The 22,855-nt window shown below is 57.4% G+C and carries 17 protein-coding genes and 1 pseudogene; 7 read left to right on the forward strand and 11 right to left on the reverse strand.

Annotated elements, in window-relative coordinates; genetic code table 11:
* Positions 1–461: 461 nt before the first annotated feature.
* Entirely contained in the window at positions 462–1,667 is a 1,206-nt protein-coding gene (locus tag E1180_RS01055; protein ID WP_155189233.1) for a sirohydrochlorin chelatase, read from the reverse strand.
* Between the two features lie 225 nt (positions 1,668–1,892).
* On the opposite strand from E1180_RS01055, the gene E1180_RS01060 reads away from it, so the two are divergent.
* Together E1180_RS01060 and E1180_RS01065 are read left to right on the forward strand one after the other, a co-directional pair.
* On the forward strand, positions 1,893–2,852 hold the full coding sequence (locus E1180_RS01060) for a 2-hydroxyacid dehydrogenase (protein WP_155189234.1): 960 nt from the start codon (positions 1,893–1,895) through the stop codon (positions 2,850–2,852).
* A 223-nt stretch (positions 2,853–3,075) separates the two neighbouring features.
* Positions 3,076–6,156, forward strand: coding sequence for an EAL domain-containing protein (locus E1180_RS01065; protein ID WP_155189235.1), 3,081 nt, complete (start codon positions 3,076–3,078; stop codon positions 6,154–6,156).
* Positions 6,157–6,187: 31 nt separating this feature from the next.
* Here E1180_RS01065 and mnmC2 read toward each other — a convergent pair whose 3' ends face one another.
* On the reverse strand, positions 6,188–6,940 hold the full coding sequence (gene mnmC2, locus E1180_RS01070) for a tRNA (5-methylaminomethyl-2-thiouridine)(34)-methyltransferase MnmC2 (RefSeq protein ID WP_155189236.1): 753 nt from the start codon (positions 6,938–6,940) through the stop codon (positions 6,188–6,190).
* A 142-nt stretch (positions 6,941–7,082) separates the two neighbouring features.
* Here mnmC2 and E1180_RS01075 point away from each other — a divergent pair, with 142 nt between their 5' ends.
* Positions 7,083–8,240, forward strand: coding sequence for an NAD(P)/FAD-dependent oxidoreductase (locus tag E1180_RS01075; RefSeq protein WP_155189237.1), 1,158 nt, complete (start codon positions 7,083–7,085; stop codon positions 8,238–8,240).
* 27 nt (positions 8,241–8,267) lie between these two features.
* Here E1180_RS01075 and E1180_RS01080 read toward each other — a convergent pair whose 3' ends face one another.
* Both E1180_RS01080 and E1180_RS01085 read right to left on the reverse strand, forming a co-directional pair.
* On the reverse strand, positions 8,268–9,980 hold the full coding sequence (locus tag E1180_RS01080) for a prolipoprotein diacylglyceryl transferase (protein ID WP_155189238.1): 1,713 nt from the start codon (positions 9,978–9,980) through the stop codon (positions 8,268–8,270).
* A 107-nt stretch (positions 9,981–10,087) separates the two neighbouring features.
* A complete protein-coding gene (locus E1180_RS01085) occupies positions 10,088–10,282 on the reverse strand; it encodes a hypothetical protein (RefSeq protein WP_155189239.1) in 195 nt (64 codons plus the stop codon).
* A gap of 235 nt (positions 10,283–10,517) precedes the next feature.
* Here E1180_RS01085 and E1180_RS01090 point away from each other — a divergent pair, with 235 nt between their 5' ends.
* Complete coding sequence (locus E1180_RS01090; RefSeq protein WP_155189240.1) at positions 10,518–10,988, forward strand: YbaK/EbsC family protein; 471 nt, start codon at positions 10,518–10,520, stop codon at positions 10,986–10,988.
* A 398-nt stretch (positions 10,989–11,386) separates the two neighbouring features.
* Here E1180_RS01090 and E1180_RS01095 read toward each other — a convergent pair whose 3' ends face one another.
* The 6 genes from E1180_RS01095 to cysQ form a co-directional block, all read right to left on the reverse strand.
* Positions 11,387–12,400, reverse strand: a complete 1,014-nt coding sequence (locus E1180_RS01095; RefSeq protein ID WP_155189241.1) for a GDP-mannose 4,6-dehydratase — start codon at positions 12,398–12,400, stop codon at positions 11,387–11,389.
* A 149-nt stretch (positions 12,401–12,549) separates the two neighbouring features.
* Positions 12,550–13,551 carry an NAD-dependent epimerase/dehydratase family protein gene (locus E1180_RS01100; protein ID WP_244313921.1) on the reverse strand — a complete coding sequence of 334 codons (1,002 nt, stop codon included), beginning with the start codon at positions 13,549–13,551 and terminating at the stop codon, positions 12,550–12,552.
* 223 nt (positions 13,552–13,774) lie between these two features.
* On the reverse strand, positions 13,775–14,812 hold the full coding sequence (gene galE, locus E1180_RS01105) for a UDP-glucose 4-epimerase GalE (RefSeq protein ID WP_155189242.1): 1,038 nt from the start codon (positions 14,810–14,812) through the stop codon (positions 13,775–13,777).
* 56 nt (positions 14,813–14,868) lie between these two features.
* Positions 14,869–16,776 carry a sulfate adenylyltransferase subunit CysN gene (gene cysN, locus E1180_RS01110; RefSeq protein ID WP_155189243.1) on the reverse strand — a complete coding sequence of 636 codons (1,908 nt, stop codon included), beginning with the start codon at positions 16,774–16,776 and terminating at the stop codon, positions 14,869–14,871.
* Between the two features lies 1 nt (position 16,777).
* Positions 16,778–17,707 carry a sulfate adenylyltransferase subunit CysD gene (cysD, locus tag E1180_RS01115; RefSeq protein ID WP_425280885.1) on the reverse strand — a complete coding sequence of 310 codons (930 nt, stop codon included), beginning with the start codon at positions 17,705–17,707 and terminating at the stop codon, positions 16,778–16,780.
* 73 nt (positions 17,708–17,780) lie between these two features.
* A complete protein-coding gene (cysQ, locus tag E1180_RS01120) occupies positions 17,781–18,650 on the reverse strand; it encodes a 3'(2'),5'-bisphosphate nucleotidase CysQ (RefSeq protein WP_155189244.1) in 870 nt (289 codons plus the stop codon).
* Positions 18,651–18,974: 324 nt separating this feature from the next.
* Here cysQ and E1180_RS01125 point away from each other — a divergent pair, with 324 nt between their 5' ends.
* Entirely contained in the window at positions 18,975–19,490 is a 516-nt protein-coding gene (locus tag E1180_RS01125) for a PilZ domain-containing protein (RefSeq protein ID WP_155189245.1), read from the forward strand.
* Between the two features lie 70 nt (positions 19,491–19,560).
* Here E1180_RS01125 and E1180_RS01130 read toward each other — a convergent pair whose 3' ends face one another.
* A complete protein-coding gene (locus E1180_RS01130) occupies positions 19,561–20,820 on the reverse strand; it encodes an FAD-binding domain-containing protein (RefSeq protein WP_244313922.1) in 1,260 nt (419 codons plus the stop codon).
* 842 nt (positions 20,821–21,662) lie between these two features.
* On the opposite strand from E1180_RS01130, the gene E1180_RS01135 reads away from it, so the two are divergent.
* Together E1180_RS01135 and E1180_RS01140 are read left to right on the forward strand one after the other, a co-directional pair.
* Positions 21,663–22,436 carry a DNA-methyltransferase gene (locus tag E1180_RS01135; protein WP_155189246.1) on the forward strand — a complete coding sequence of 258 codons (774 nt, stop codon included), beginning with the start codon at positions 21,663–21,665 and terminating at the stop codon, positions 22,434–22,436.
* A 35-nt stretch (positions 22,437–22,471) separates the two neighbouring features.
* Positions 22,472–22,855: pseudogene (locus tag E1180_RS01140) on the forward strand (DUF5681 domain-containing protein); the annotation flags it as partial.

The raw sequence follows: 22,855 nt of genomic DNA on the forward strand, positions 1-22,855 counted from the left end.
GGCAATGGGGGAATGGGGGAATGGGGGAATGCATCAGGCCCGAACAGGCCTTTCACGTCCAGTCCAAGCTTTTGCACCGCGTTGTCATGTCGAGATCAGGGCTGCGTTGTTCTGGAAGGCCCGCCTGCTGCCGGCACGGCTCGCACTCCCCCTCTCCTCCGTCATCCCGCACTTGATGCGGGATCCATAGCGTGATCTTGCCCAAAGCACCGCCGATCCTTTGTACTTGAAACGGCATGGATCCCGGCTCAAGGCCGGGATGACGTTGGTGGGTGGGCGGCTCCTTCGGCCAATCAAAACCGGCTCTGGAAATGATTGGATCCCCGCATGAAACGGGGATGTCCGTCAGAGAATTGGTCGCCAGCAGCAACCCGCACCGGCTCTCCGGTCCCGGATCTGCGCTTTGCTTGTCCGGGACGACTGGGGAACATTAAGGTCCGGCGTGCGCCGGCGCCCTGCTTTTAGGCGGTTTTGCGTTTTGGGGCGCAGGCGGGGAGGATTTCGGGGACGATCGGCGCGATCCCGAGGCCTTTGCGCAAGTTCCGTTCCTCGTCGATGACCTCTTGCGGGAACTGGCCCATGAAGCAGCAGCACACGCCCTGATCGATCATCGTGCGCGGACCGTTGGGGTGGGCAATGTGCTTATAGACGCCGTGGCTGTGGCCATGCCCGTCACCATGATGGTGGTGGTGATGCCCGTGGCTGTGGCCATGATCATGACTGTGTCCATGATCGTGATGGTGATCGTGGCTATGGGCATGCGCATGATCGTGGCTGTGATCATCGCCGCCAGCCTCGTCGTCCATCGGATCGCGGTATTCGGCATGGTGGTGATGCACCTCGACCTCGCCGCGCGCAAGACGCTCCTTGAAGGACGCCATCAGGTCGGTTGTCTCAACGAGCGCCCCTTCGGCAGCTTCCGTGATCCGCTCCACGAACGTGTCGATCACATGCGCCTGATCCGCGAGGTAATGCGCCTTGTAGAAGGTGACGTCCGGCTGGGTTTCGGCAACCTTGTCGACATAGTTGTAGATCCGGTCGATCAGGCGGCCTGAGAACAGGAAATACGGGGCGACAACAATCTTTTTGTAGCCGAGCTTCAGGGCCATCTCGAGCCCGCGGCCGACCGACGGGAAGGTTACGCCGGAATAAACAGTTTCCGACCAGCCGAAGCCAAGATTTTCGGTGACGATCCGGGTCAGGCGGGCCGCTTCCGCATTGGCCAGCGTGTCCGAGGTCCCACGGCCAACGACTACCAGCATGGTGTCGTAGAGATCGCCGTCGTGGACATGGGTCAGGCCCAGCGCTTCGAGGATCCGCGCCTCGAAGGCCGCGATCATTTGCGGGTGCAGACCCAACTCGCGGCCATAGCTGACCGTGAGACCCGGGTTCTTGTCCTGATAGGTGGTGAGCACCGACGGGATGTCGTTCTTGGCGTGGGTGGCGGCAAACAGCATGCCCGGCACAGCGAGGATATGCGTTACGCCCTGATCGCGCAGGGAATCGAGCCCCATGTGAATGTTCGGTGCGGAGTATTCCAGAAAGCCGTACTCCACCGGCATATCGGGATAGCGGTCCCGTAAGCCCTTGGCGAGGAGTGCAAATTCTTCTTCGGCAATTTTGGCGCGGCTGCCGTGCCCGCAAATCATGATGCCCGTCTTTGACATGTGCGGCCTCTCCTTGTTGCGCCGTAGATAGCGCCTAATCCGGGCCAGGTGAATGGTGAAAATGGTTTGGCGGCATTTTGCCCGGGGCCGCGTCCAGATGCCGGTGCTTTCCGGCTAAAGAAGCAAAGGCAATTGGAGCCCATAGGCCCGACACGATCTCGACGGCGGGGAAGAATTCTTCTAACAAAGACCGCTCAATGCCCCTTGCCTAATCCGGATACCTCCATGACCAAAGCCGACATCCTGATGCCGTATAAAATGCTGCCCTTCGTTCAGGAGCAGCTGGAGAAAGATTTCACGGTGCACCGGCTGTTTGATGCGGATGACCCGGATGCGGTGCTGCGCGCTCAAGGAGCAAAGATCAAGGGTGTCGCGCTCGGGTTCGGGCCGTTCGGCCCGAACCAGCTCAAGCATCTTCCAAATGCGGAGATCGTCGCCGGATTTGGTGTCGGCTATGACCATGTCGATGTCGCGGCCTGTCTGGAGGCCAAGGTCACGGTGACCCACACGCCGAATGTCCTGAATGACGAGGTCGCGGATACCGCCATCGGCCTGTTGATCATGACCGTGCGCGAACTGGGCCAGGCGGAGCAATGGGTGCGCCGCGGCGAATGGGCGGCGGGAAGGCCCTATCCGTTGACGCAGGCAACGCTTCAGGGCCGCACGCTCGGTATTTTCGGGCTCGGGCGGATCGGCAAGGCCATTGCCAAGCGCGCAGAGGCGTTTGGTCTGACCGTTCACTATCACGGGCGCACCAAACAGGATGAGGTGCCCTATCCGTATCATGCAACGCTGACAGGGCTTGCCGAGGCCTGTGACACGCTGATGGTGGTTGCCCCTGGCGGCACGGCCACCCATCACGCGGTCAATGGGCAGGTTCTGAAAGCGCTTGGCCCAAATGGTGTCGTCATCAATGTGGGCCGGGGGTCCGTTATCGACGAGGCGGCGCTGACCAAAGCGCTTGAGGACGGCACGATCTATGGTGCCGGGCTGGACGTCTTTGAGGACGAGCCGAACGTGCCGCCCGCTCTGCTGGCGCTGCCCCGTGTCACCGTATTGCCGCATGTGGGATCTGCCTCCCAGGCAACGCGGAACGCGATGGGCCAGCTGGTTGTGGACAACTTGAAAAACTGGTTCGGAACCGGGGCGCCCCTCACGCCGGTTCCGGAGATGTCCGGCATCTAAGAAGCTGCAAATCAATCAGCATTTCCTTCAAGGTTAAAATCGAGCCTTTCCGTGAACGCTTACGTATATCTGCCTGTCTGCATCAGGTTTATCTAACTATTCATCTTTTGATGAAAGTTTCAACCTTACGTAATTTGCGCTTGTTTTGGTCTTTTTCCCAAACACAAGGGCGCGAGGTGGGGGCCGGGGATAAGTCGCCTGCGGCGTTTGAGCGAAGGGTGGAATGCTGACCCGTATGCAGTGCCTAAAACAGCTGGTCGTGCTCGCCCTGATTGGCGTTCCGGCCTTATTCGCAGATAACGTTGCAGCTAACCCGCTGCAGCAGGATCCCGCTGTGGAGCAGGTTTCCACTTTGACAGCGGCGGTGCCGGCCAATTGGCCACCGCAATACAGCCTCGACAAACATGGCAATCCGCAAGGATTTGCAATCGATGTGATCGAGCACCTAGCAGACGGACTGGGTTTTCAGATCGAATACAAGGTTACGGATACCTTTACCCAGAGCATAGAGCTTCTGAAGTCCGGCCAGGCGGATTTGATCCCGAACAGCGGCATTGTCGCGGAACGCTTGTCCGGCAATCTTTTCACCGCCCCGGTTGAAACCTTCAAGGTCGTTGTGTTCACCAGAGCCGGGAACCTGTCTGTAACCGGATCTCAAGCCCTGCACGGCCGCACCGTTGGCGTCGTGGAAAACAATGCCGGTCTCTTCATGCTGCGTGAGCGCACTGATCTCACGCTGGAAATCCTTCCCGATGTTCAGTCCGCCTTGCTGGGCTTGTTGTCAGGCAAGGTTGAGGCAGTGGTTTATCCCGACACCGTGTTCCAGTCCCTGGCCCGCAGCCTGGGTGTGGACGATGACATCCAGGTCGTCGGAGACCCCTTGAAAGAAATTCCGCGCAGTGTCCGGTTCCGGGCCGACCAGACCGACCTGCATGCGATTTTCAGCCCCGCAGTTGTTTCCTTTGTGCAAAGCCCCGAATACCAGGAAATCTATACGAAGTGGTACGGGATCCCAGAACCCTTCTGGACCCGCAGCAAGCTGCTGGCGACGATGAGTGGCGTTGTCATCATCCTCACCATTTTGTTCTTCATCTCCCGCTATGTGACGGTCCACACGTTCAACAGCCGGCTTCGGCTGCAGCAGATCGAACTTACGCGGCTCAATCAGTCCTTGGAGCAGCGGTTTAACAAACGGACCCGGGAGCTTGCCAAGGAAATCGAAAAGCGGGAACGGTCTCAGCATAGCCTTGAGACCTTCTTCAACCAGTCGCAGTCGCTGAACCTTATCGTCGATCTAAACGGGAACATTCAACGTCTGAATGAGGCCTGGGTAAAGCTTCTCAAATACGATCAGCAAGAGCTGCTTGCCCGGCCGTTCTCCGATTTTGTTCACCCCGATGACCGCGAAGAGACGAATGCCGCGTTTTCCACGCTCCTGGAAGGCAAAGAAGTCGACGGCTTCATCAACCGTTATATGTGCAGTTGTGGCTCCGTGAAGTATCTGAGCTGGTCTTCGCGCGCCGACCTGGAAGATGAGCTCGTTTTTGCCGTGGCCCAGGACATCACCGACCAGCGGCTTGCCGAAAATGCGCTAAAGCTGAATGCCAGCGTGTTCACCTTCGCAGACGAAGGGATCATGATCACCGACGCGAACGGCCTGATCATTGACGTCAACGATGCCTTCACGGCCATTACCGGGTACGAACGTTCCGAAGTCCTTGGTCAAAATCCGAGCCTGTTGAACTCTGGACGCCAGGACGAGAGTTTCTACGCGGAGATGTGGCGGACTCTCAAAACCAAGGGCATGTGGCGCGGTGAGCTCTGGAACAAGAAAAAGAATGGTGAAGTCTTCCCGGAAATCCTGACGATCAGCACCATTGAGGACGAGCAAGGCAAGACAACCAACTATGTTGGCATGTTTCTCGATATTACCAAGATCAAGGCTCACGAAAAACAGCTGGAGCACCTCGCCCGCTATGACCGGTTGACGGGCCTGCCAAACCGGGTCCAACTTGCAGACACAATGCAGCAGGAGATGGCGCGCGCCGCGCGTCACGGTCATTCCATCGCCATCGCCTATATCGATCTGGATGGGTTCAAGTCGGTTAACGACACTTTCGGGCACTCTGCCGGAGACGAACTGCTCATCTCGGTCAGCCGGCGGCTGGTCTCCACCCTCCGGACTGAGGACACGCTTGCCCGGATCGGAGGCGACGAGTTCGTTGCGATCATTACGGACCTTCCCGATGAGAGGGCCTGCATCAGCACACTCGACCGGGTGCTGGACGCCGTGGACCAGGACTTCAAACTCGGCGCGGCCGTTGCCCCTATCTCCGCCAGTATCGGCGTGACCTTCTATCCGCAACCCGGCGATATCGACGGTGATCAGCTCGAGCGGCAGGCCGACCAGGCCATGTATGAAGCCAAGGTGGCCGGACGGAACCAGTACAAGTTCTTCGACCCTGAACAGGACCGCAAACTGGCCGATTACTACACACGGGTTGCCGAGGCAAAAACCGCCCTGAAGAACGAAGAGTTCGAGCTTTTCTATCAACCCAAGGTCAATCTCGGCACGATGGAAATTGTCGGATATGAAGCCCTCTTGCGCTGGCGGCATCCTGAAAAGGGCCTGTTGACGCCCGAGGCCTTTCTGCCGCCAATCGAAAAACACCCGGAAGTGGCCATCAACCTTGGTAACTGGGTTCTTGATACCGCCTTGTCGCAAGTCTGTACCTGGAACGAATGCGGTTTGGATGTTGCCGTCAGTGTAAATGCCAGTGCCGTTCAAATCATGGCCAGCGGCTTTGAAAAAACGCTGGAGACGCATCTTGCCAAGCATCCCGGTTTGCGGCCAAACCAGCTTGAGATTGAAATCCTGGAAACCGATGCCTTGAACGACCTCGCACGCGTGTCACGGATCATCCGGAACAGCAAGCTGTCGGCCGTCCGGTTTGCGCTCGATGATTTCGGGACGGGCTACTCTTCCCTCGCCTATCTGAAGCAGCTGCCGGTTGATACGCTCAAAATCGACCAGCGGTTTGTGCGCGACAGCCTCCACGATGACCGCGACCAGGAACTGGTCAAACTCATCATTTCCCTAGGACGGATCTACGATCTCGACATCATTGCCGAAGGTGTCGAAAGCAAGGCTCACGGCGAACTGCTGTTCCGCAGCGGCTGCCAGTATGCCCAGGGTTATGCGTTCGCCAAACCCATGCCCGCCGAGGAAGTCGCCGACTGGCACAATGCCTGGACGGACCAGCATTCCGAACCGGCAGGTCTGCCCCGCCAGGCCACAGCCTGACTTCTGCGCCAAAAACGGGAGTTGGGACTATTCAAACCGGTTTTTTACCGGTCACCATTTCGCGTTTTCCGGCAAATCCCTTTGTCTTTTCGACTTCGAAGCCGGCGGACTGAAGGTTCCGGCGCACCCAGCCGGCCGACGTATAGGTGGCAAGGGTTCCTCCAGGCGCTGTCAGGTTGGCCGCCTTTTTCAAGAGCCCGTCTTCCCAAAGCTGCGGATTTTTGGCTGGACTAAAGCCATCAAGATACCACGCATCGACGGGTTGAATGCGCGTTTGCGTGCTGCCGCCGGAACTGAGGGAGAGGCCGTCAATCATCAGGCGCGCATCACCGATGCCCAGCAGCAGATCGGCCCCACAAACCTTGAGACGATTCCAGCCGGGCAGAACCTGCCATTCATCAAGCAAAGCGGCTGAATACGCCTCAAGTTCCGAAAAAGCGCCAAGGGCCCTTTCAAGCTGATCCGATGTCATCGGGTAGAGCTCGAAACTGATGAAGGTCAACTGCGGCGGCTTCTGGCATTGCGATAGGGCCGCCAAGGTGGTGAGGAAATTCAGGCCCGTCCCGAAACCAAACTCGGCAATCGTAAAATCCGTGCGGGTCTCGAACCGGTCCGGCAGGTCGTTTCCACCAAGAAACACATGCCGGGTTTCCGATAACCCGCCCGCTTTGGAGAAGTAAGTGTCATCAAAAGCGCCTGCACGGGGCACATCGCCGTCCAGCCAGTCTAGCGAGGGGGGCGTGCCCGTTTCGCCCGGGGTTTTTCTTTGCTCTTCAGTGTTCATCGGACTACAACGCTCAGCCTTATGTGGTGAAACCCGTCTGACACTTGGGGCCCTTTCAGATCCGGGTGACGCGGCCACATATCCTGCGCCCTCTTACGCCAGCAGGAACGCTTGATCAAATCACCGGAGTTCAAAAGCGCTGATGCAGCCAGCAGACACATCGTTTGACATTGCAATTGCCGGAGCCGGGATTTTTGGCCTGTCGATTGCGCATGCTGCCATAAAGGCTGGGCACAAGGTCATCGTGCTTGAAGCGCAGCAAGTCGGTGCCGGGGCCAGCGGCGGGCTCCTCGGCGCCTTGATGCCGCATATGCCGGCCCGGTGGAACCCGAAGAAGGAATTTCAGTTTCAGGCCCTTTCCGGCCTTGAAGGCCATATCCGGCAGCTGGAAGAAGACACCGGCCTTACCTGCGGCTACAAGCGCCTCGGCCGTATTCTGCCGCTGACGACCCAGGACAAATACGACCATCACCTGGAGCGCGCGGAGGAAAGCCTCGAGCGCTGGCGCCCTGAGGAGACCGGTTTTTCCTACACTGTCGAGCCGAGCGGGAGCCGGTCTGACTGGCTGAAGCCGGAGGCGGCCCCCTTCGGCATTGTCTATGAAACGCTTGCCGCGCGCGTCTCTCCGCGCAGATATCTCGCAGCGCTGGCCGCCTTTGTCCAAGGGCATGGCACTTTGCAAACAGGTGCTGCCGTAACCGGTTTTGAGACCAGCTCCGGCACGGTTCAGCTTCACTCCGGCGATAGGATATCCGCCCGCTCGCTTGTCATTTCCGGCGGTTTCTCCGCCTTCCAGCTGATCGAGAACTTCACGGGCGAACAGATCGGGCGCGGCGAGAAGGGCCAGGCGCTTGTGATGGACGGGCACGGGTTGGAGGAAAACCCTGCCATCTACTGCGACGGGCTTTACGTTGTGCCCCATGATGACGGCACGGTTGCCATCGGGAGCACATCGGACCGGTCAGCCCACGACACGGATATCGATCCGGCCCGCAGCGGCGAACTGGTGCGCCGGGCCACAGCCTTTTGCCCCCAACTTGACGGGCGGAAGGTACTGACGGAATGGGCCGGGATCCGGCCGCGCTGCAACAAGCGTGATCCGCTTATTGGCCGCCTTCCCGGACAGGAGCGGATTTATGCGGCCACAGGCGGCTTCAAGATTTCGTTCGGGATTGCCCATCTGATTGCGGATGCTCTCGTTGCCGAAATGAACGGCCGCCCCCCTCACCTGCCCCTGCCTGAGACGTTCCGGCCGGACCATCATTTCGGCGCCAACCGGCTCGCGAGCGATACCGCCTAACATCACCCCCACGGATCGCTCGAGTCTTCAAGTCCGCGCCGCAGCCAGCAGCTTCTGCAAGGCATCGATTGCCGTGGGGTCCAGCGACTTCAAGATGTCCGCCTGGCTGCGCGGCGGTGCGGTCTGGCTGGTGGAACCTGCTTTCTGCGCGGCGTCCTCGGCTGGTTTGGCTTGCGCCTCGCCCTCTCCATCTGCATCCGTTTTGAGCGGCGTTGGCGCCTTGCCGGCGGAAACCGCTTCTGCGGCTTTTTCGGGCTGCGGGGCCGCGCGTGCCGATGATTTGGGGGACGTGACGGCCTGCTGCTCGCCAGGCGATGCGGGCGGGCCGTCTGCGGTTAGAACCGCATGAGTTGCCGCCGCCTCATCCGCGAAGAGTTCAGGCGGTGCCGCAAGTGCATGTCCGGTTGGATCGATCTTCGCAAGCGCTTTGTTGAAGTCATCGAAAAGCAGGCTTGCGGCCCCCATCCCGGATGACAGGGCGTCAATCTGATCACCGCGCATGCTGGTCAGCTCGGCAAGCCGCCGCTTTACGGTCGTGCCCGAAGCATCTGTCCCGAGGAGCAGCTCCGCGTTTCCGAATTGCTTTTGTGCCATTGCAGCAAGGGCCGGGTTTGCGTCCGGGTCTTGCCGGGACCGTTTTGCATAATACTCCATATCCCGGACGGAGCTGAACTCCGGGTACTGCTGTTTCAGGTCAAATATCTGGCCCTCTAGCTGGTTCAGGGCCGAAAACGCATCTGCCGTCCCAAGGAGGGCAATTTCGCCATAAGCGCTTCGGTCACTGGGCGGCATGGCTTCAACGTCCATCCAGTCCCGCAGGATCACCAGCCGGGCGCCTCCAAGGTCGCGCTTCAGGATCGCATTGGCGCGCGCGGCAACTTCCGCTGAGATTTTCCAGTCGGGTGACTGGTTGATCAACGTTCCGAAATCATAGGGATCGAAGGACTTCAGGCCGGCCTTGTCAGCTGTCTCAGCCATGGACGTGCTGGGCAATGCGAGCGCAAGCCCGCATTCGGTGAGGCTGTGATGATACTGCAGGACCATTGTGGCAATCGGCACCAGCTCGGCTCCGATATCGATGCTGTAGGTCGCCGCTTTTGCAAGGTTCTCATCTGTCGGCCCCGTCCCTCTTGCGCTCGTTACGTACCATGCGAGCACATCGAGTGCGTCGGTCGTGGTCCCGGAGATGTCCGCACCGACATAGGGCCCGTAATAGCGCTCCATGAACTTGACCAGCGACCGGTCAAGCAGAGACAGCTTGAAGATGCCCAGGTCCGGCTTTCCGGTGAACTCAAAACCCGGAACCGGCAGGCGCGCCCGGTTTATCGCCTTGTTGAACGCCAGCTGATTGCGCAGGCCCTTCCGGAACTGATCAAGCCCTTTGAGATTCGCATCTCCCGCTTGGCTGCCGAACTCAATGAATTCCCCCAGGTAGCGGAACACATCCCCAAAGGCGAAAACATCCAGGATTTTGCCGTTTTGATAAAGATCGCCTGCGCGGGTCTGCGCTGCCAGGAGCCGTGCATTTGCCTTGGAGCATAGGCCCGCTACAGAGGGGGAAGCTGCCTGAAGCGGCTTTAAGGAGTTTACCCAGGAGACAAACTTGGCGGCATACTTGTCCTGTTGCGGCAAGGAGGTCACAAACGTGTCCAGCACATCGGTCATCGCGGCGATTTGCGCCGAACGCAGCCGGTTGCGCGCGTCCTGGACCGCCGCGTCATACAAAACGACCAATGCCATTCTCTGTCCTTTCAGCCAATTGCTTTCATGCAATCAGGAGGACGTTCGAGCTGCTGTTTTGTGATGGTATCCGGTGGTCCCGCTTGGTCCGGGTCAGGTCTTGGGGCCTATGTCGCGATGAAGGTGACAAGCGCGTAAAGGCCCGCTCCGCTGGCAGCCATGGAACCCCAGAAAAGGAGGTTTTTGGCGAGCATGAAGCCGGTGCCGCGTGAAGGCTCAACAGCAACGGATGCCACGTCGGCCGCTTCATGCGTCCGGGTCTGTCTATAATCGTCTGCAAGAGCTGACATGGCTTTTGCCATCCCGGCGTCTCCCCACCAAAATCGATTCTGCCCTAGGCACCTGCCCGTACCTTACTGGGTCACATAGGGCGGCTTAAACAAACTTGAAGAATCACTATGAACAATTCCTTACTTAAGATCTGACAAGTTTCACCGATATGCACCGTTAGATCCGATGTCAGTTGAACTTTCCTGACATGGGTCCTATCAGGGTTTGGTCTGCCCGGTTCTTCATTCAGATCTCAGAAAGGTCTCCATGAGTTTGCAAAGCGTCCGCGACCACCTTGCCAGTGTTGCCCCTGATCTTGTTGTTATTGAGACAGACGCGAGCAGCGCAACCGTGGAACTGGCCGCCGCCGCTCACAAGGTCGCGCCGGGCCAGATTGCCAAGACGCTCACCTTCAAGGTGAAGGACACGGTTTTCCTGCTTGTCGCCCGGGGCGATGCCCGGCTCGATAACAAGAAGGCCAAGGCCGCGTTTGGCGGAAAAGCAAAGATGGTGTCTCAGGAGGAGGCCGAAGCCCTCACCGGTCATCCGGTCGGCGGTGTCTGCCCCTTTGGCCTGGCCCAGCCGCTTCCCGTTTATTGCGATGTCTCTCTCAGGGATTTCGATGACGTGCTGCCGGCGGCCGGCGCTACCAACGCGGCCGTGCGGATCGCCCCGGACCGCCTCGCCGACATCACCGGCGCGGATTGGGTAGACGTGTGCCAGCCGCCTCGGGGCTAACGGCTGAGTTACTGGGAATAGCTCTTGATTTGAGAGTGTTAGAGCCTCTTATCCCGACCTGATTGACCGCTCGGCGATACAATCTGATCGGGCGATGCACTAGAGCGCTTCTCGATAATATTGGATCATTTGATGAGGAATTCCGGCTCACTCGGCTAGACGCGTCGTGCCGCACGATGCGGTGTATCGTGCAAGCGGCGCAACGCCGCCGATGGGCCGCAATTCCCCACCCAAGAGTGGGTGAAGGCATTGGAAATTCAAGCTGAAATGGGCCGGGTGGTTTTGCCCCATGGCGTCATTGGCCTCCCCTTGTGGTGGGCCGCACCACGGCGGGCAAACCGCCTAGCCACAGGGCAAAATCGCCACGGTCAAACGATTCAATATTATCGAGAAACGCTCTAGACCTGATAGTAGTCCCGGTACCAAGCGACAAACTTGGCAACGCCTTCCCGGATCGATGTCTTGGGCCGGAAGCCAGTCAGGCTCTGCAGGAGATCCGCGTTTGCCCAGGTAGCCGGAACATCGCCCGCCTGGATCGGCATCATGTTGCGCTGTGCGGTCTTGCCGGTCGCCGCTTCGATCGCCTCGATGAACTCCGTCAGCTGGACACAGGTAGAGTTGCCAATGTTGACGACCCGCCATGGGGCCACCGGTGACAGGCTGTCGCCGTCCGCAACGCTCCCGCCCTCTTCCGGCCGCACAGGCGCCGCGTCGATCAGAAGCCGGATGCCTTCAACTAGGTCTTCCACATAGGTAAAGTCCCGGCGCATATCGCCGAAGTTATAGACATCGATCGGCTGGTCTTCGAGAATTGCCTTGGTGAACTTGAACAAGGCCATGTCGGGCCGCCCCCAGGGGCCATATACGGTGAAGAACCGGAACATGGTGACCGGAAGGCCGTAAAGATGCGAATAGGAATGCGCCATCGATTCCGTCGCCTTCTTGGTTGCCGCATAGAACGACATCTGATGGTCGGCCTTGTCCGTTTCGGTGTAGGGCATCTCGGTGTTGGCGCCATAAGCCGAAGAGGTCGAGGCCAGCAGCATGTGCTCTGGCGGGTGGGCCCGCGCTGCTTCCAGAAGTTCAAACGTGCCGCAGATATTGCTTTCTAGATAGGATCTTGGCGCCTCTATCGAATATCGGACACCTGCCTGCGCGGCCAAATGAATGACGATATCCGGCTTTTCCTCTGAGAAGAGACGCATCAAGAGCTCAGGCGCTTCGACGCGGTCATTCACCGCGCGGAACTGCTCGTTCTGCAGCAGCATCTGCTGGCGCCGCTCCTTCAGCCGGACATCGTAATAGTCCGTCATGGCATCAAGGCCAATCACGCGGAAGCCGTCCGCCAGAAGGCGCGTACACAGGTAATATCCGATAAAACCGGCAGAGCCGGTGACCAAAACTGTTTTCAAGGGAAGTGTTCTCAACTGACCGGTATCAGGGCGCGGCGGACGTTAGCCCAGCGCCCTGGAAATTGCTAGAGCATCGGGCGGTTCTCTAAAGGCATCCAATTCTGATTTGGCAGAGGCCTTTAGGGAAGCCCGGAGCACGGGCGTTTGGATCAGGTGAAGGTTTCGCCCATCGAGTTCTGCTTCCAATGGACAAGGGCCTGATCAAGGTCAGTCTCGTATTCATAGCCGATCTCGGCCAGTTTCTGCGGAACGATGTTGGTTGACACAACGAGCTTGCGGATCCGCTCGCGGTTGATCCCGTTCTTGAAACCAAGGGCATTCAGGACTTCAAAGGGCAGGCTTGCAAGATTGAGAAGCGCCAGCGGTACGACACCGCGCGGTTTCGCAAGACCGCCCGCTTTTGCAAAGCTCTCGCAGATCTGTTCAATCGTGTAGGGCTTTGCATAACAGAAGTTATAGAGTGTGAAGGGCGCATTGCGGTTCAGGACGAACTGCATCGAGCGCACGAGTTCGCCGACATAACCGCAGCCTTTGATCGTGTCTTTCCGGCCAGGATAGAAAAAGAATCCCTTTTTCAAGGCACCGGCAAGACGCGTGAAGTTGCCTTTCTCACCTGCTCCGAAAACAACCGCTGGCCGTGTGATGACAAGCTGGCGGGATGGATCCAATTTCTGCCAGCTCTGATGCACCCGTTCTGCCAAAAGCTTCGACCATCCATAGGCCGACACTGGTGTTGGCAGGGTCTCTTCCGTTTTCGGCGCTTCATCGGGGCCATAAACGGCTATCGAACTTGTGAAGACGATCTTTGACACCCCGGCCGCAGCTGCAAAGTCGCAGATATTGACCGCTCCGGTGACATTGGTCTCGTAATACGCGTGGTCCGGATGGCCGGGTGTCCGGTGAACTGCCGCCAGATTATAGATTTCAGTGACGCCCTTGCACAGATCTTCCGGGATCGGCTCGCGCACATCGACAGTCTTATAGTCAACGCCGGGAACCGGAGTGTCGGCCTTTGCAATATCAGCGCAGACCAGCCGGCCATACCGGCCGGAGGCAACAAGACTTTTCAGAAGATGCGTTCCAATAAATCCTGCGCCGCCAAAGACGATTACGTTTTGCATCACACCCTGCTTCGAAGCCTTTATCTGCATGGCATCACCTGATTGCGCCAGTGCAGACACTAAAACATGACGCTTCTATAGGCTAAGCAGCTTAAAAGACTATCAAGACCCGCGCTCTAGAGCATCGGGGTTTTGTCAGAAACGCCCAAAGATGCTCGGTCACTCCTTATTCGATCAGCGAGCGGTAAATCGGATCCATTTATCGCCCGCTGATCCAAGCCAAAAGCACGCGGCGCAACTACTCACGCTGTGGTCAAGAGGCATTTTTATGCCCGCCATATCCCCTCGGATTCTTGCACACCCAGTTCCAGGTGTCGGCACACATGTCCTCAAGCCCAAACCGTGCCTTCCACCCAAGTGTCTGCTCTGCCGCGACAGTATCGGCATAACACGCCGCCACATCTCCCAGCCTGCGCCCAACGATTTCATATGGGATCTGCTTGTTGGACGCCCGTTCGAACGCCTTGACCATCTGAAGCACACTGTATCCGGTGCCGGTGCCGAGATTGACAGCAAAACAATTGTCACTGTGTTCGAGACCGAAGAGGGCCTCATAGGCGCGCAAGTGCCCTTCCACCAGGTCAACAACATGAATGTAATCACGGACGCCTGTTCCGTCCGGCGTGTCATAGTCGTTTCCGAAGACCTTCAACTTTTCAGCACGCCCGCCGGCAACGGCCGATAACAAAGGCATGAGGTTGTTTGTTGGCGTCAAAGGATTCTCGCCAATAAGACCGCTCGCATGTGCCCCAACGGGATTGAAGTACCGAAGAATTCCAGCACGCCACGAGCTATCGCTTTGGCATAGGTCGCGGATGATCTCTTCTACGATCAGCTTGCTTCGCCCATATGGATTCTCGGGTTGCCGTGGATGCGCCTCCGGCACTGGAAGTTGGCGTGGTTCGCCATAGACAGCGGCAGTCGAGGAAAAAATAATTTCCCGGATGCCACTTCTGGACATTGCTGACAGGAGACTGAGCGACCCCGCAACATTCGTGTCGTAATAGGCCAAGGGGTGGTTAAGCGAATCGCCCATCACCTTTAGGCCGGCAAAATGGATAACTGCAGTGCAGTTGTAGGTCCTAAGTATTCTCTCTACACGATCTGTATCGCGGACATCGGCCTTTTCAAATGTCACGCTCCGGCCCGCAAGCGCGCCCACTCTGGCTAAGCTTTCCGTGCTGGAGTTTTCCAGATTATCGAGGACAACAATGTCGTGACCGGCCTCTAAAAATGTGAGGCTGCAATGAGATCCAATGTAGCCGGCACCGCCCGTGACCAAGATCGTCATTCAAATCATCCAGCAAAAATGAAACGCCCCGGCGTTGGGCCGGGGCGCTAGTTCTATCAGCTTACGACACCGCGGTCTTTGAGATAAGCAATAATCTCTTCCGCAACATCTTCCGGATCACGTCCGACATTGTGAACCCGAATTTCAGGGTTCTCCGGCGCTTCATAGGGGCTGTCGATGCCTGTGAAATTCTTGATTTCGCCGCGGTCTGCCTTGGCATAAAGGCCTTTCGGATCACGCTTGCGGCACTCCTCGATCGGGGTGTCGACAAACACTTCGATAAACTCTCCTTCACCAAGGAGATCCCGCGCCATTTTCCGTTCCGATTGGAACGGAGAGATGAAGGAGACCAGAGTGATCAGACCAGCATCAGTAAAGAGCCTTGAGACCTCCCCGACCCTGCGGATGTTCTCCACCCGGTCCTCATCCGTAAAGCCAAGGTCGCGATTGAGCCCGTGACGGACATTATCGCCGTCAAGCGTATATGTGTGACGGCCTTCAAGATGCAGCTTTTTCTCGACAATCGACGCGATGGTCGACTTGCCCGATCCGGACAGACCGGTGAACCAGAGAACAGCCGGCTTTTGACCCAGTTTTTCAGCACGTGCCTGTTTGTCGATATCCAGGGCCTGCCAGTGGATGTTGGTTGCCCGGCGCAGGGCGAACCAGACCAGACCCGCCCCGACCGTCGCATTTGTCATGCGGTCGATCAGAATGAAAGATCCGGTCGTACGGTTCGCTTCATAGGGGTCAAAGGCAATTGAGGACGCAAGAGCCAAATTGCAGAAGGCGATCTCGTTCAGTTCCAGCGTTTTGCCGGCCACGTGTTCAAACGTGTTGACGTTGATCTTGTGCTTGATCTCAGTCACCGTGGCCGTGACGGTCTTCGCCCCGATCTTCAAAAGATAGGACCGGCCTGGAAGCAGCTTGTCTTCAGACATCCAGATCAGGTGTGCCGCCATCTGATCGGCGACATCCGGCCTGGACGCCGGAGCTGCCAGGAGGTCGCCGCGCGAGATGTCAATTTCGTCTTCCAGGGTCAGCGTTACCGCCTCCCCTGCCCGCGCGGCGGGCACTTCGCCGGACGGCCCGACGATCGTTTCGACTTTCGAAACCTTGGCAGGCCCGGCAACGACAACCTCGTCCCCCACGGAGACCGAACCACCTGCGATGGTGCCCGAATACCCGCGGAAATCGAGGTTGGGCCGGTTGACCCACTGGACCGGAAAGCGGAAGGGGGCCTCGATTTCGTGCTCTCCGACCTCAACACGTTCAAGATGTTCCAAAAGGGTTGGGCCCTGGTACCAGGTCATCTTGTCACTGCGGCCGGTCACGTTGTCGCCGTAGCGGGCGGACATGGGGATGGCCTGAAGGGTCTCGAAATCGAACCCATTGGCAAACGCTTCGAAGTCTTTCCGGATTTCGTTGAACTTCGCCTCGGAGTATTCGACCAGATCGATCTTGTTCACTGCGAGCACGACATGCCGGATGCCGAGCAGTGATGCAATAAATGCGTGCCGCCGGGTTTGAACCATCAGACCATGGCGGGCGTCGACAAGAAGGACGGCAAGATCTGCGGTCGATGCACCGGTTGCCATGTTGCGGGTGTACTGTTCATGTCCCGGCGTATCGGCGACGATGAACTTGCGCTTGTCGGTAGCGAAAAAGCGGTAGGCCACATCAATGGTGATGCCCTGTTCACGCTCGGCCTCAAGACCGTCGACGAGCAGTGCGAGATCAATATCTTCACCGACCGTGCCGTGTTTTTTGGAATCGCGCTCCAGCGCTGCCAGCTGATCTTCGAAAATCAGCTTTGTGTCGTAAAGCAGACGACCGATCAGGGTCGATTTGCCGTCATCGACCGATCCGCAGGTCAAGAACCGGAGCTGATCCTTGGATTCTTGGGCAACAACATAGTCTTTGACGGCGTCTTCCGCACTATGGGTTGTTTCGAGAATGCTCATCTTAGAAATACCCCTCGCGCTTTTTCTTTTCCATTGAGGCGCTTTCGTCCTTGTCGATTAGCCGGCCCTGGCGTTCGGACGTCCGTGCAATCAGCATCTCGCGAACGATTGCCGGCAACGTCTCTGCATCCGATTCAATGGCACCGGTCAGCGGATAACAGCCCAACGTCCGGAAGCGGACCATTTTCTCCTGCACGGTTTCCCCCGGGAGCAGCTTCATCCGGTCATCATCCAGCATGATGAGCATGCCATCCCGTTCCACCACCGGGCGCTTGGCTGCAAAATACAGCGGCACCATCGGGATGTTTTCAGTCAGGATGTATTGCCATATGTCGAGTTCCGTCCAGTTGGACAGCGGGAATGCCCGGATGCTTTCCCCCTTGGCAACGCGCGCGTTATAGAGATTCCAAAGCTCGGGCCGCTGATTTTTCGGATCCCAGCCATGATTGCCATCGCGGAACGAAAACACGCGTTCTTTTGCCCGGGATTTTTCCTCATCCCGTCGCGCTCCGCCGAACGCCGCATCAAACCCATACTTGTTCAGAGCCTGTTTCAAGGCTTCGGTCTTCATGATGTGTGTATGCACCGAAGACCCGCTGTCGAACGGGTTGATCCCCTTTTCAACGCCCTCCTGATTGGTGTGTACGATGAGATCAAGCCCGAGATTTGCAGCCGTTTCATCCCGGAACGTAATCATGTCCCGGAACTTCCACGTCGTATCCACGTGCAACAGCGGGAATGGCGGTTTGGAGGGATAGAAGGCCTTCATCGCCAGATGCAGCATGACGCCGCTGTCCTTGCCGATGGAGTAGAGCATGACCGGATTTGAGAATTCGGCCGCCACCTCACGGATGATGTGGATGCTTTCCGCTTCCAGACGTTTCAGATTGCTCAGCCGTTCAGGTGTCATCCCGGGTGATTGCATGTTCATGATCGCTTTTCCGTTTTCGCCGGTTGACCGGCCGTAGTTTGTCGCGAATTGAAAGGGTGGCGCACCTGGCCGTTCACATGGCAGGTACGGGGTCCGGTAGAAGCACCTTGTCGCTTACCGCAATGAAGTAGGGATTTCGCAGATCGTCCTTGGTCGGGTTTTCCGGGATCTTGTAGACAAAATCCTTGCCGGTATCAGCGTAAACGACTGAGCCGCCGGCCGCACGGACGACCGCATCACCTGCTGCAATATCCCATTGCATGGTGGGCGCCAGCCGGGGATAGAGATCCGCCCTGCCGGCTGCGACCCAGCACAGTTTCAATGAGGACCCGACCGACAGGCGCTCCGCAACGTTGAGCTGATCGATCAGCGCGGCGGTTTCTTCTGACAAGTGAGACCGGCTCGCCAACACGCTCAAGCCCGCCGCCGGGGCCGCGCGCACAGAAATCGGCGTTACAGTCGTGATTTCCGGCCCCGAAATCGTGCCTTTGAAGGCCTGCTGCCGGGCTTCGCCGCCAGTAGCCCAGCACCCGCCCCAAAAAACCTCGTCCAGCGCCGGTGCCGCAACGACACCGAATACAGGAACCCCGTTCTCGATCAGGGCAATATTGACCGTAAACTCGCCATTTTTCTTTAAAAACTCTTTGGTGCCATCTAGGGGGTCCACGAGGAAATACCGGTCACCAGCAGAGGGCAAATCCCCTGCTTCAACGGCTTCTTCAGCAACGACCGGAATGCCGGGAAAGAGATTTGAAAGCCCCTGGAGGATAATCGCTTCGGCCGCACCGTCGGCTTTGGTCACCGGTGACCCGTCCGACTTGTCCAATGCCTCGAAAGGTTCGGCGTAGATGGTCATGATGACCTTGCCCGCCTCGACCGCAAGCTCATTGAGCGCTTTCACCTGCGCTTCGGTCAAAAACTCTGATTCCAGGCCGTCGGCCATTTAAGGCTCCATACTTTCAAGTAACAATTTCGTGGCCTCTTTTAATGCGTTTTACGAGGCCTTCGCAAGGAACACCGTTCACGAATGGCCCTGTGGCAGGGAAAGCTGTTCCTTGAATGGGGGTCGACTTTAAAACAATCAAGTCCGCAGACTACGGGATCTGGAGCTGGTCTTCGATAAAATGACACCTTGCACGAGAACCAGCCGTTAACCCTGTTTTTACTGAGAGCTTGGGGCTTGGCTAATCCGGCATGATTCACGGATTGGAAACGGCTTAAAATTATCATTGTCAAAATGCTAACACTCTTCGCCACGGAATGACCGATGTCGGACGACGCAAAGACTGGAGAATCTACAGCCGCACCTAAAACCGCGGCAGGAGAGATCGCGGAAACTGACATGCCGCGCTCAAGGCGCTCACGCGTTTTGAAAAAGGGAAAAATCATTTTCCAGAAGGGTCTGCGATCCATCCCTTGCATCGTGCGGAATATTTCCGACGGCGGCGCAATGCTGCAATTCGAGCAAGCTTACATGCTGCCGAAACAATTCGACTTGCAGATCGACCTGGAAGACTTCGAGGTTAGCTGCGAACGCCGCTGGGAAGATGGTCTGAAATGCGGTGTGGAGTTTGTTAGCGAAAAGCGGATGATTGGACGGCAGAGAGCCCAGGTCCTGAAGACGTCAGAAGAAGCGCTTTTGAAAGACACGGATGACGAAACTGACGGTCTCGACGGATATTTTCAGCGCAAACACTTCGACAATCCGCAAGCGGTCCCGCAAACCGTCCGCCAGCCAAGGCGTACAGGCGGAGGAAGACCCGCGTTCGGAAAGCGCCGCTGACCCGCACGCACCTTTGCGGGAGCCGGACCCCAAGCGTTCAATCGAGCGGCTTCGCCCCGGGCGGACCTGGTCACGCGCCTGCGAATTGACCGACCAAGGCCGGGATTTGTTTCTTCACCTTGAAGAACCCGGCCGTTGCAGACGGCCAGACGGCCATATCCCAGTCCCGTTGCCATTGCCGCACTTGAATGCCGTGCTCGGCCAGACTGGGCTCTGCCTCTTTTATCCAATCCCGAAGCGGTCCGGCAGGCACAAATGGCGTTATGACCTGCCGCGCTCCGGCGCCCTTCGCAGCGTCGAGTAGTGCCCCGCCTTTCAGGCCGAGATGAGCTGCCCCGGAAAACCCGGCGGCATCCGCCGCATCCTCAAGAGCCGCTTCTTCAAATGCGATCACGTTTTCAGAGACCTGGCGCGGCGATCTCAACCGGCTGGCACTCAGCTTGACGGCGGCTTTGATGTCAAACCGACCGAGCTCGAAATCATCCAGGCGGCAGTCTTCCTCAGTCACCAGCAACAGGCTAGGTACGTCCTGCAAGGGTTGAGCCGCCGGTACTAATGGCTGAACGGGCGGCAGCCCCTGGGGTTCCTCTTCATCAAGGGGCACGATGGTCCCGGCCAGATCCTGATCATCGGGCGAAAAGCGGCCGCCGGTGAACTTGGCAATGTTCCAGGCCTTGGCCTCATAGGCTTTTCCGCGTGTATGGAGGCCGCCCACCCAGCGCCAGCTCAACGTGTTGGATGCAGGATCGCCGTCCAGCAGGTGCCGGTAAAAAAAGTCCGCTCCGATCCGCCACGGCAGTTTCAAGGTGAAAATCCAGATAGACGCAAACCACATGCGCGCATGGTTATGAAGATAGCCGGTCTCCTTGAGTTCCGTTACCCACGTGTCAAAACAAGCCAGTCCGGTTTGCCCTGCTTCCGCCCGGTCAACGGCCTTGCGCAGGCCTGAATTTGCGTCAAGCACTTCCAAATCGGCGCGAAGGCCGGCCCTGTAAGAGTCCCAGACCGATGGCCTCAATTCCAGCCACCCTTTGAAGTAACTGCGCCAGACCACTTCCTGCACGAATTTTTCAGACCCGGACAGGCCATGAGCGGAGATGGCGGCCGCAATGACATCCGTTTCCAGAACCAGACGCCGCCGGATATATGGTGAAAGAAGGGATACATCTTCGTGGGCGTTTGGCCCGCGATCATAATTCCGCCGCTCGGCATAGCGGCGGCCCATACGGGGCAAGAACGCTTGCATCAGCACTTCGCCATAGGCCCGCGCAGAAAATCCGTCCGACCGCCAAATCTCATTGCCGTGAATAGTCGGTAATTCGTCTGTCATGGATGCGGCATCTAAAGGGACGCCACCCGATTTCAAGGCTGGGACCGGTCTGCCGCCTGCGTCGTTCGCGCACAGGTGACCAAGAAGTCCTGCGCACCATCCGTGTCACGAGTCGAGCGACGACCAAGCCTGGAAATGCCATAGGCCAGCAGTGACCTTTTCACTTCACAACACGCTTCAAGTTTTTGGAGAAAATTGGCTGTGCATTTATTTTCTGGCGAGCTGGTCTCGGCTTCTGTGCGCGGCAAAGTGGCGACAAGAAGCAAGGCATGAACCGTCCTCAACACAAAAAAAGCATTATTATTCAATAGTTTGAACGGCATCGTACATATTGCTTGTTATGGAAATGCGGGTAAGATGGGCATTCGGGACCACCTAACACCCGTTGTTCAGCGAGATAAGCCGACCCAGATCGTGCCGTTGGGCACAAGACAATTGCAGTTAGACGGAATTGGATTGTTGTTACGCGGGATCGGATTGCTGTTATGCGGGAATGTCCGCCGTTTAACCGGTCGCAACATGCCCGAACCCGGGATCGCTATGTCTTTGCGCAAACTGATTTTGGTGTGACTTGGTGGTGTGCGATGGCGTTTTGCGGTTACGTGATCCGAGATTTGGGAGGGCTGTCAGACACTTGCTCATGTGCATTGTGCGTGGTTTGAGAATGGGCGCACGCAAGCCTCTTTGCCCCTTCATTCTAATATTCGCCATAATCCACTGGCGGATTGGAATAATATTCTATGATAATGGAACAGACTTTGGCGTGGCACGGCAAACTTGTTTTAAACGGGTCTTAAACACCTCTTAAAGGGTCTTTAAACGGCTTTTAAACACCAACAGCATTGACCGGAAACAGTTTTGCTTTCTGCCTCAGGCCGGTTGCGGGCCTTGGTTGTGGTTTTGTAACCTTCTACTTAGTTCCAGCGTATTCAAATCATCGAACATGGCCCTTTGCGTCCGGAGAAATGGACGAGGCTGATTTTCCAGACTTCCTGCGCCAGTCATTTGAGGCTTCTGCTTTACGGCTGGCCGACGGGGCGATTGCTTTTGTCTGCATGGATTGGCGGCATATGCAGGAGGTGCTCCATGCAGGTTTAACTGTCTTTGATGAGCTGAAGAACCTGTGCGTTTGGAACAAGACCAACGGCGGCATGGGATCGTTCTACCGTTCCAAAAATGAACTTGTCTTCGTGTTCAAAAAGGGAACCGCGCCACACATCAACAACTTTGGTCTGGGCGAGACCGGCCGCTATCGCTCAAACGTATGGGACTATCCTGGTATCAGTTCTCTAGGAACAAACCGGCACGCCGATCTTGCCATGCATCCAACGGTCAAGCCGGTAACGCTCGTAGCTGATGCTATCCAGGACTGCTCAAAACGCGGCGATGTTGTTCTGGATGTGTTTGGCGGTTCGGGTTCTACCCTGATAGCTGCCGATCAATGCGGTCGAGCAGCTCGGTTGATCGAGATTGATCCGCTTTACTGCGACACCATCATTCGAAGATTTGAACGTATCAGTGGTGAACCGGCGCACTTGGCTGAGACCAAACTGTCTTTTGCCGAGGTTACACGCCAGCGTGCGATCAAACCGGAGGCCGGACACCGTGTCGTTTAGAACGCTGAGAGCTGGTTTGGTGAGGGAGTGCGGTAATGGCGGTTAAGAGAAACAAGCCCCGCCGCCCAGCATCAAGTGCCGAGCGCCCTGCCCTCACCCCGTTGCAAAAGGCACTTCTGGATGAAGCGGACCGCAAGGTCACGATCGTCAGTGAGGGCGAACAGCAAGAAGTGAGCATTCATCAGGTTGTGTCGCGTAAACTTCTGCAGACAGCAGCGAATGGCTCCGTTCACGCCCTCAGCAACGCATTCAACGAAATCAACGCTGCCCAGCAACTGCACCAACAACAGATCAACGATGACGTTGAACTCGGGCAGAAATACAGGGACCTTCAGCAACAGCTGCTCGATCAGGCGCTCGCAAAGGGTGAAGACCCGGAAAAAGTCCTACCGCATCCAGATGACATAAAGGTACTGCCT

Origin of the sequence: Roseibium denhamense, from assembly GCF_009711415.1 — a bacterium.
In the GTDB taxonomy this organism is placed as follows: Bacteria; Pseudomonadota; Alphaproteobacteria; order Rhizobiales; family Stappiaceae; genus Roseibium; species Roseibium denhamense.

Coding starts and splice junctions, on each gene's coding strand:
- E1180_RS01055 (WP_155189233.1), bottom strand. CDS start 1,667: ATGTCAAAGACGGGCATCATGATTTGCGGGCACGGCAGCCGCGCCAAA.
- E1180_RS01060 (WP_155189234.1), top strand. CDS start 1,893: ATGACCAAAGCCGACATCCTGATGCCGTATAAAATGCTGCCCTTCGTT.
- E1180_RS01065 (WP_155189235.1), top strand. CDS start 3,076: ATGCTGACCCGTATGCAGTGCCTAAAACAGCTGGTCGTGCTCGCCCTG.
- mnmC2 (WP_155189236.1), bottom strand. CDS start 6,940: ATGAACACTGAAGAGCAAAGAAAAACCCCGGGCGAAACGGGCACGCCC.
- E1180_RS01075 (WP_155189237.1), top strand. CDS start 7,083: ATGCAGCCAGCAGACACATCGTTTGACATTGCAATTGCCGGAGCCGGG.
- E1180_RS01080 (WP_155189238.1), bottom strand. CDS start 9,980: ATGGCATTGGTCGTTTTGTATGACGCGGCGGTCCAGGACGCGCGCAAC.
- E1180_RS01085 (WP_155189239.1), bottom strand. CDS start 10,282: ATGGCAAAAGCCATGTCAGCTCTTGCAGACGATTATAGACAGACCCGG.
- E1180_RS01090 (WP_155189240.1), top strand. CDS start 10,518: ATGAGTTTGCAAAGCGTCCGCGACCACCTTGCCAGTGTTGCCCCTGAT.
- E1180_RS01100 (WP_244313921.1), bottom strand. CDS start 13,551: ATGCAGATAAAGGCTTCGAAGCAGGGTGTGATGCAAAACGTAATCGTC.
- galE (WP_155189242.1), bottom strand. CDS start 14,812: ATGACGATCTTGGTCACGGGCGGTGCCGGCTACATTGGATCTCATTGC.
- cysN (WP_155189243.1), bottom strand. CDS start 16,776: ATGAGCATTCTCGAAACAACCCATAGTGCGGAAGACGCCGTCAAAGAC.
- cysD (WP_425280885.1), bottom strand. CDS start 17,707: ATGAACATGCAATCACCCGGGATGACACCTGAACGGCTGAGCAATCTG.
- cysQ (WP_155189244.1), bottom strand. CDS start 18,650: ATGGCCGACGGCCTGGAATCAGAGTTTTTGACCGAAGCGCAGGTGAAA.
- E1180_RS01125 (WP_155189245.1), top strand. CDS start 18,975: ATGTCGGACGACGCAAAGACTGGAGAATCTACAGCCGCACCTAAAACC.
- E1180_RS01130 (WP_244313922.1), bottom strand. CDS start 20,820: ATGACAGACGAATTACCGACTATTCACGGCAATGAGATTTGGCGGTCG.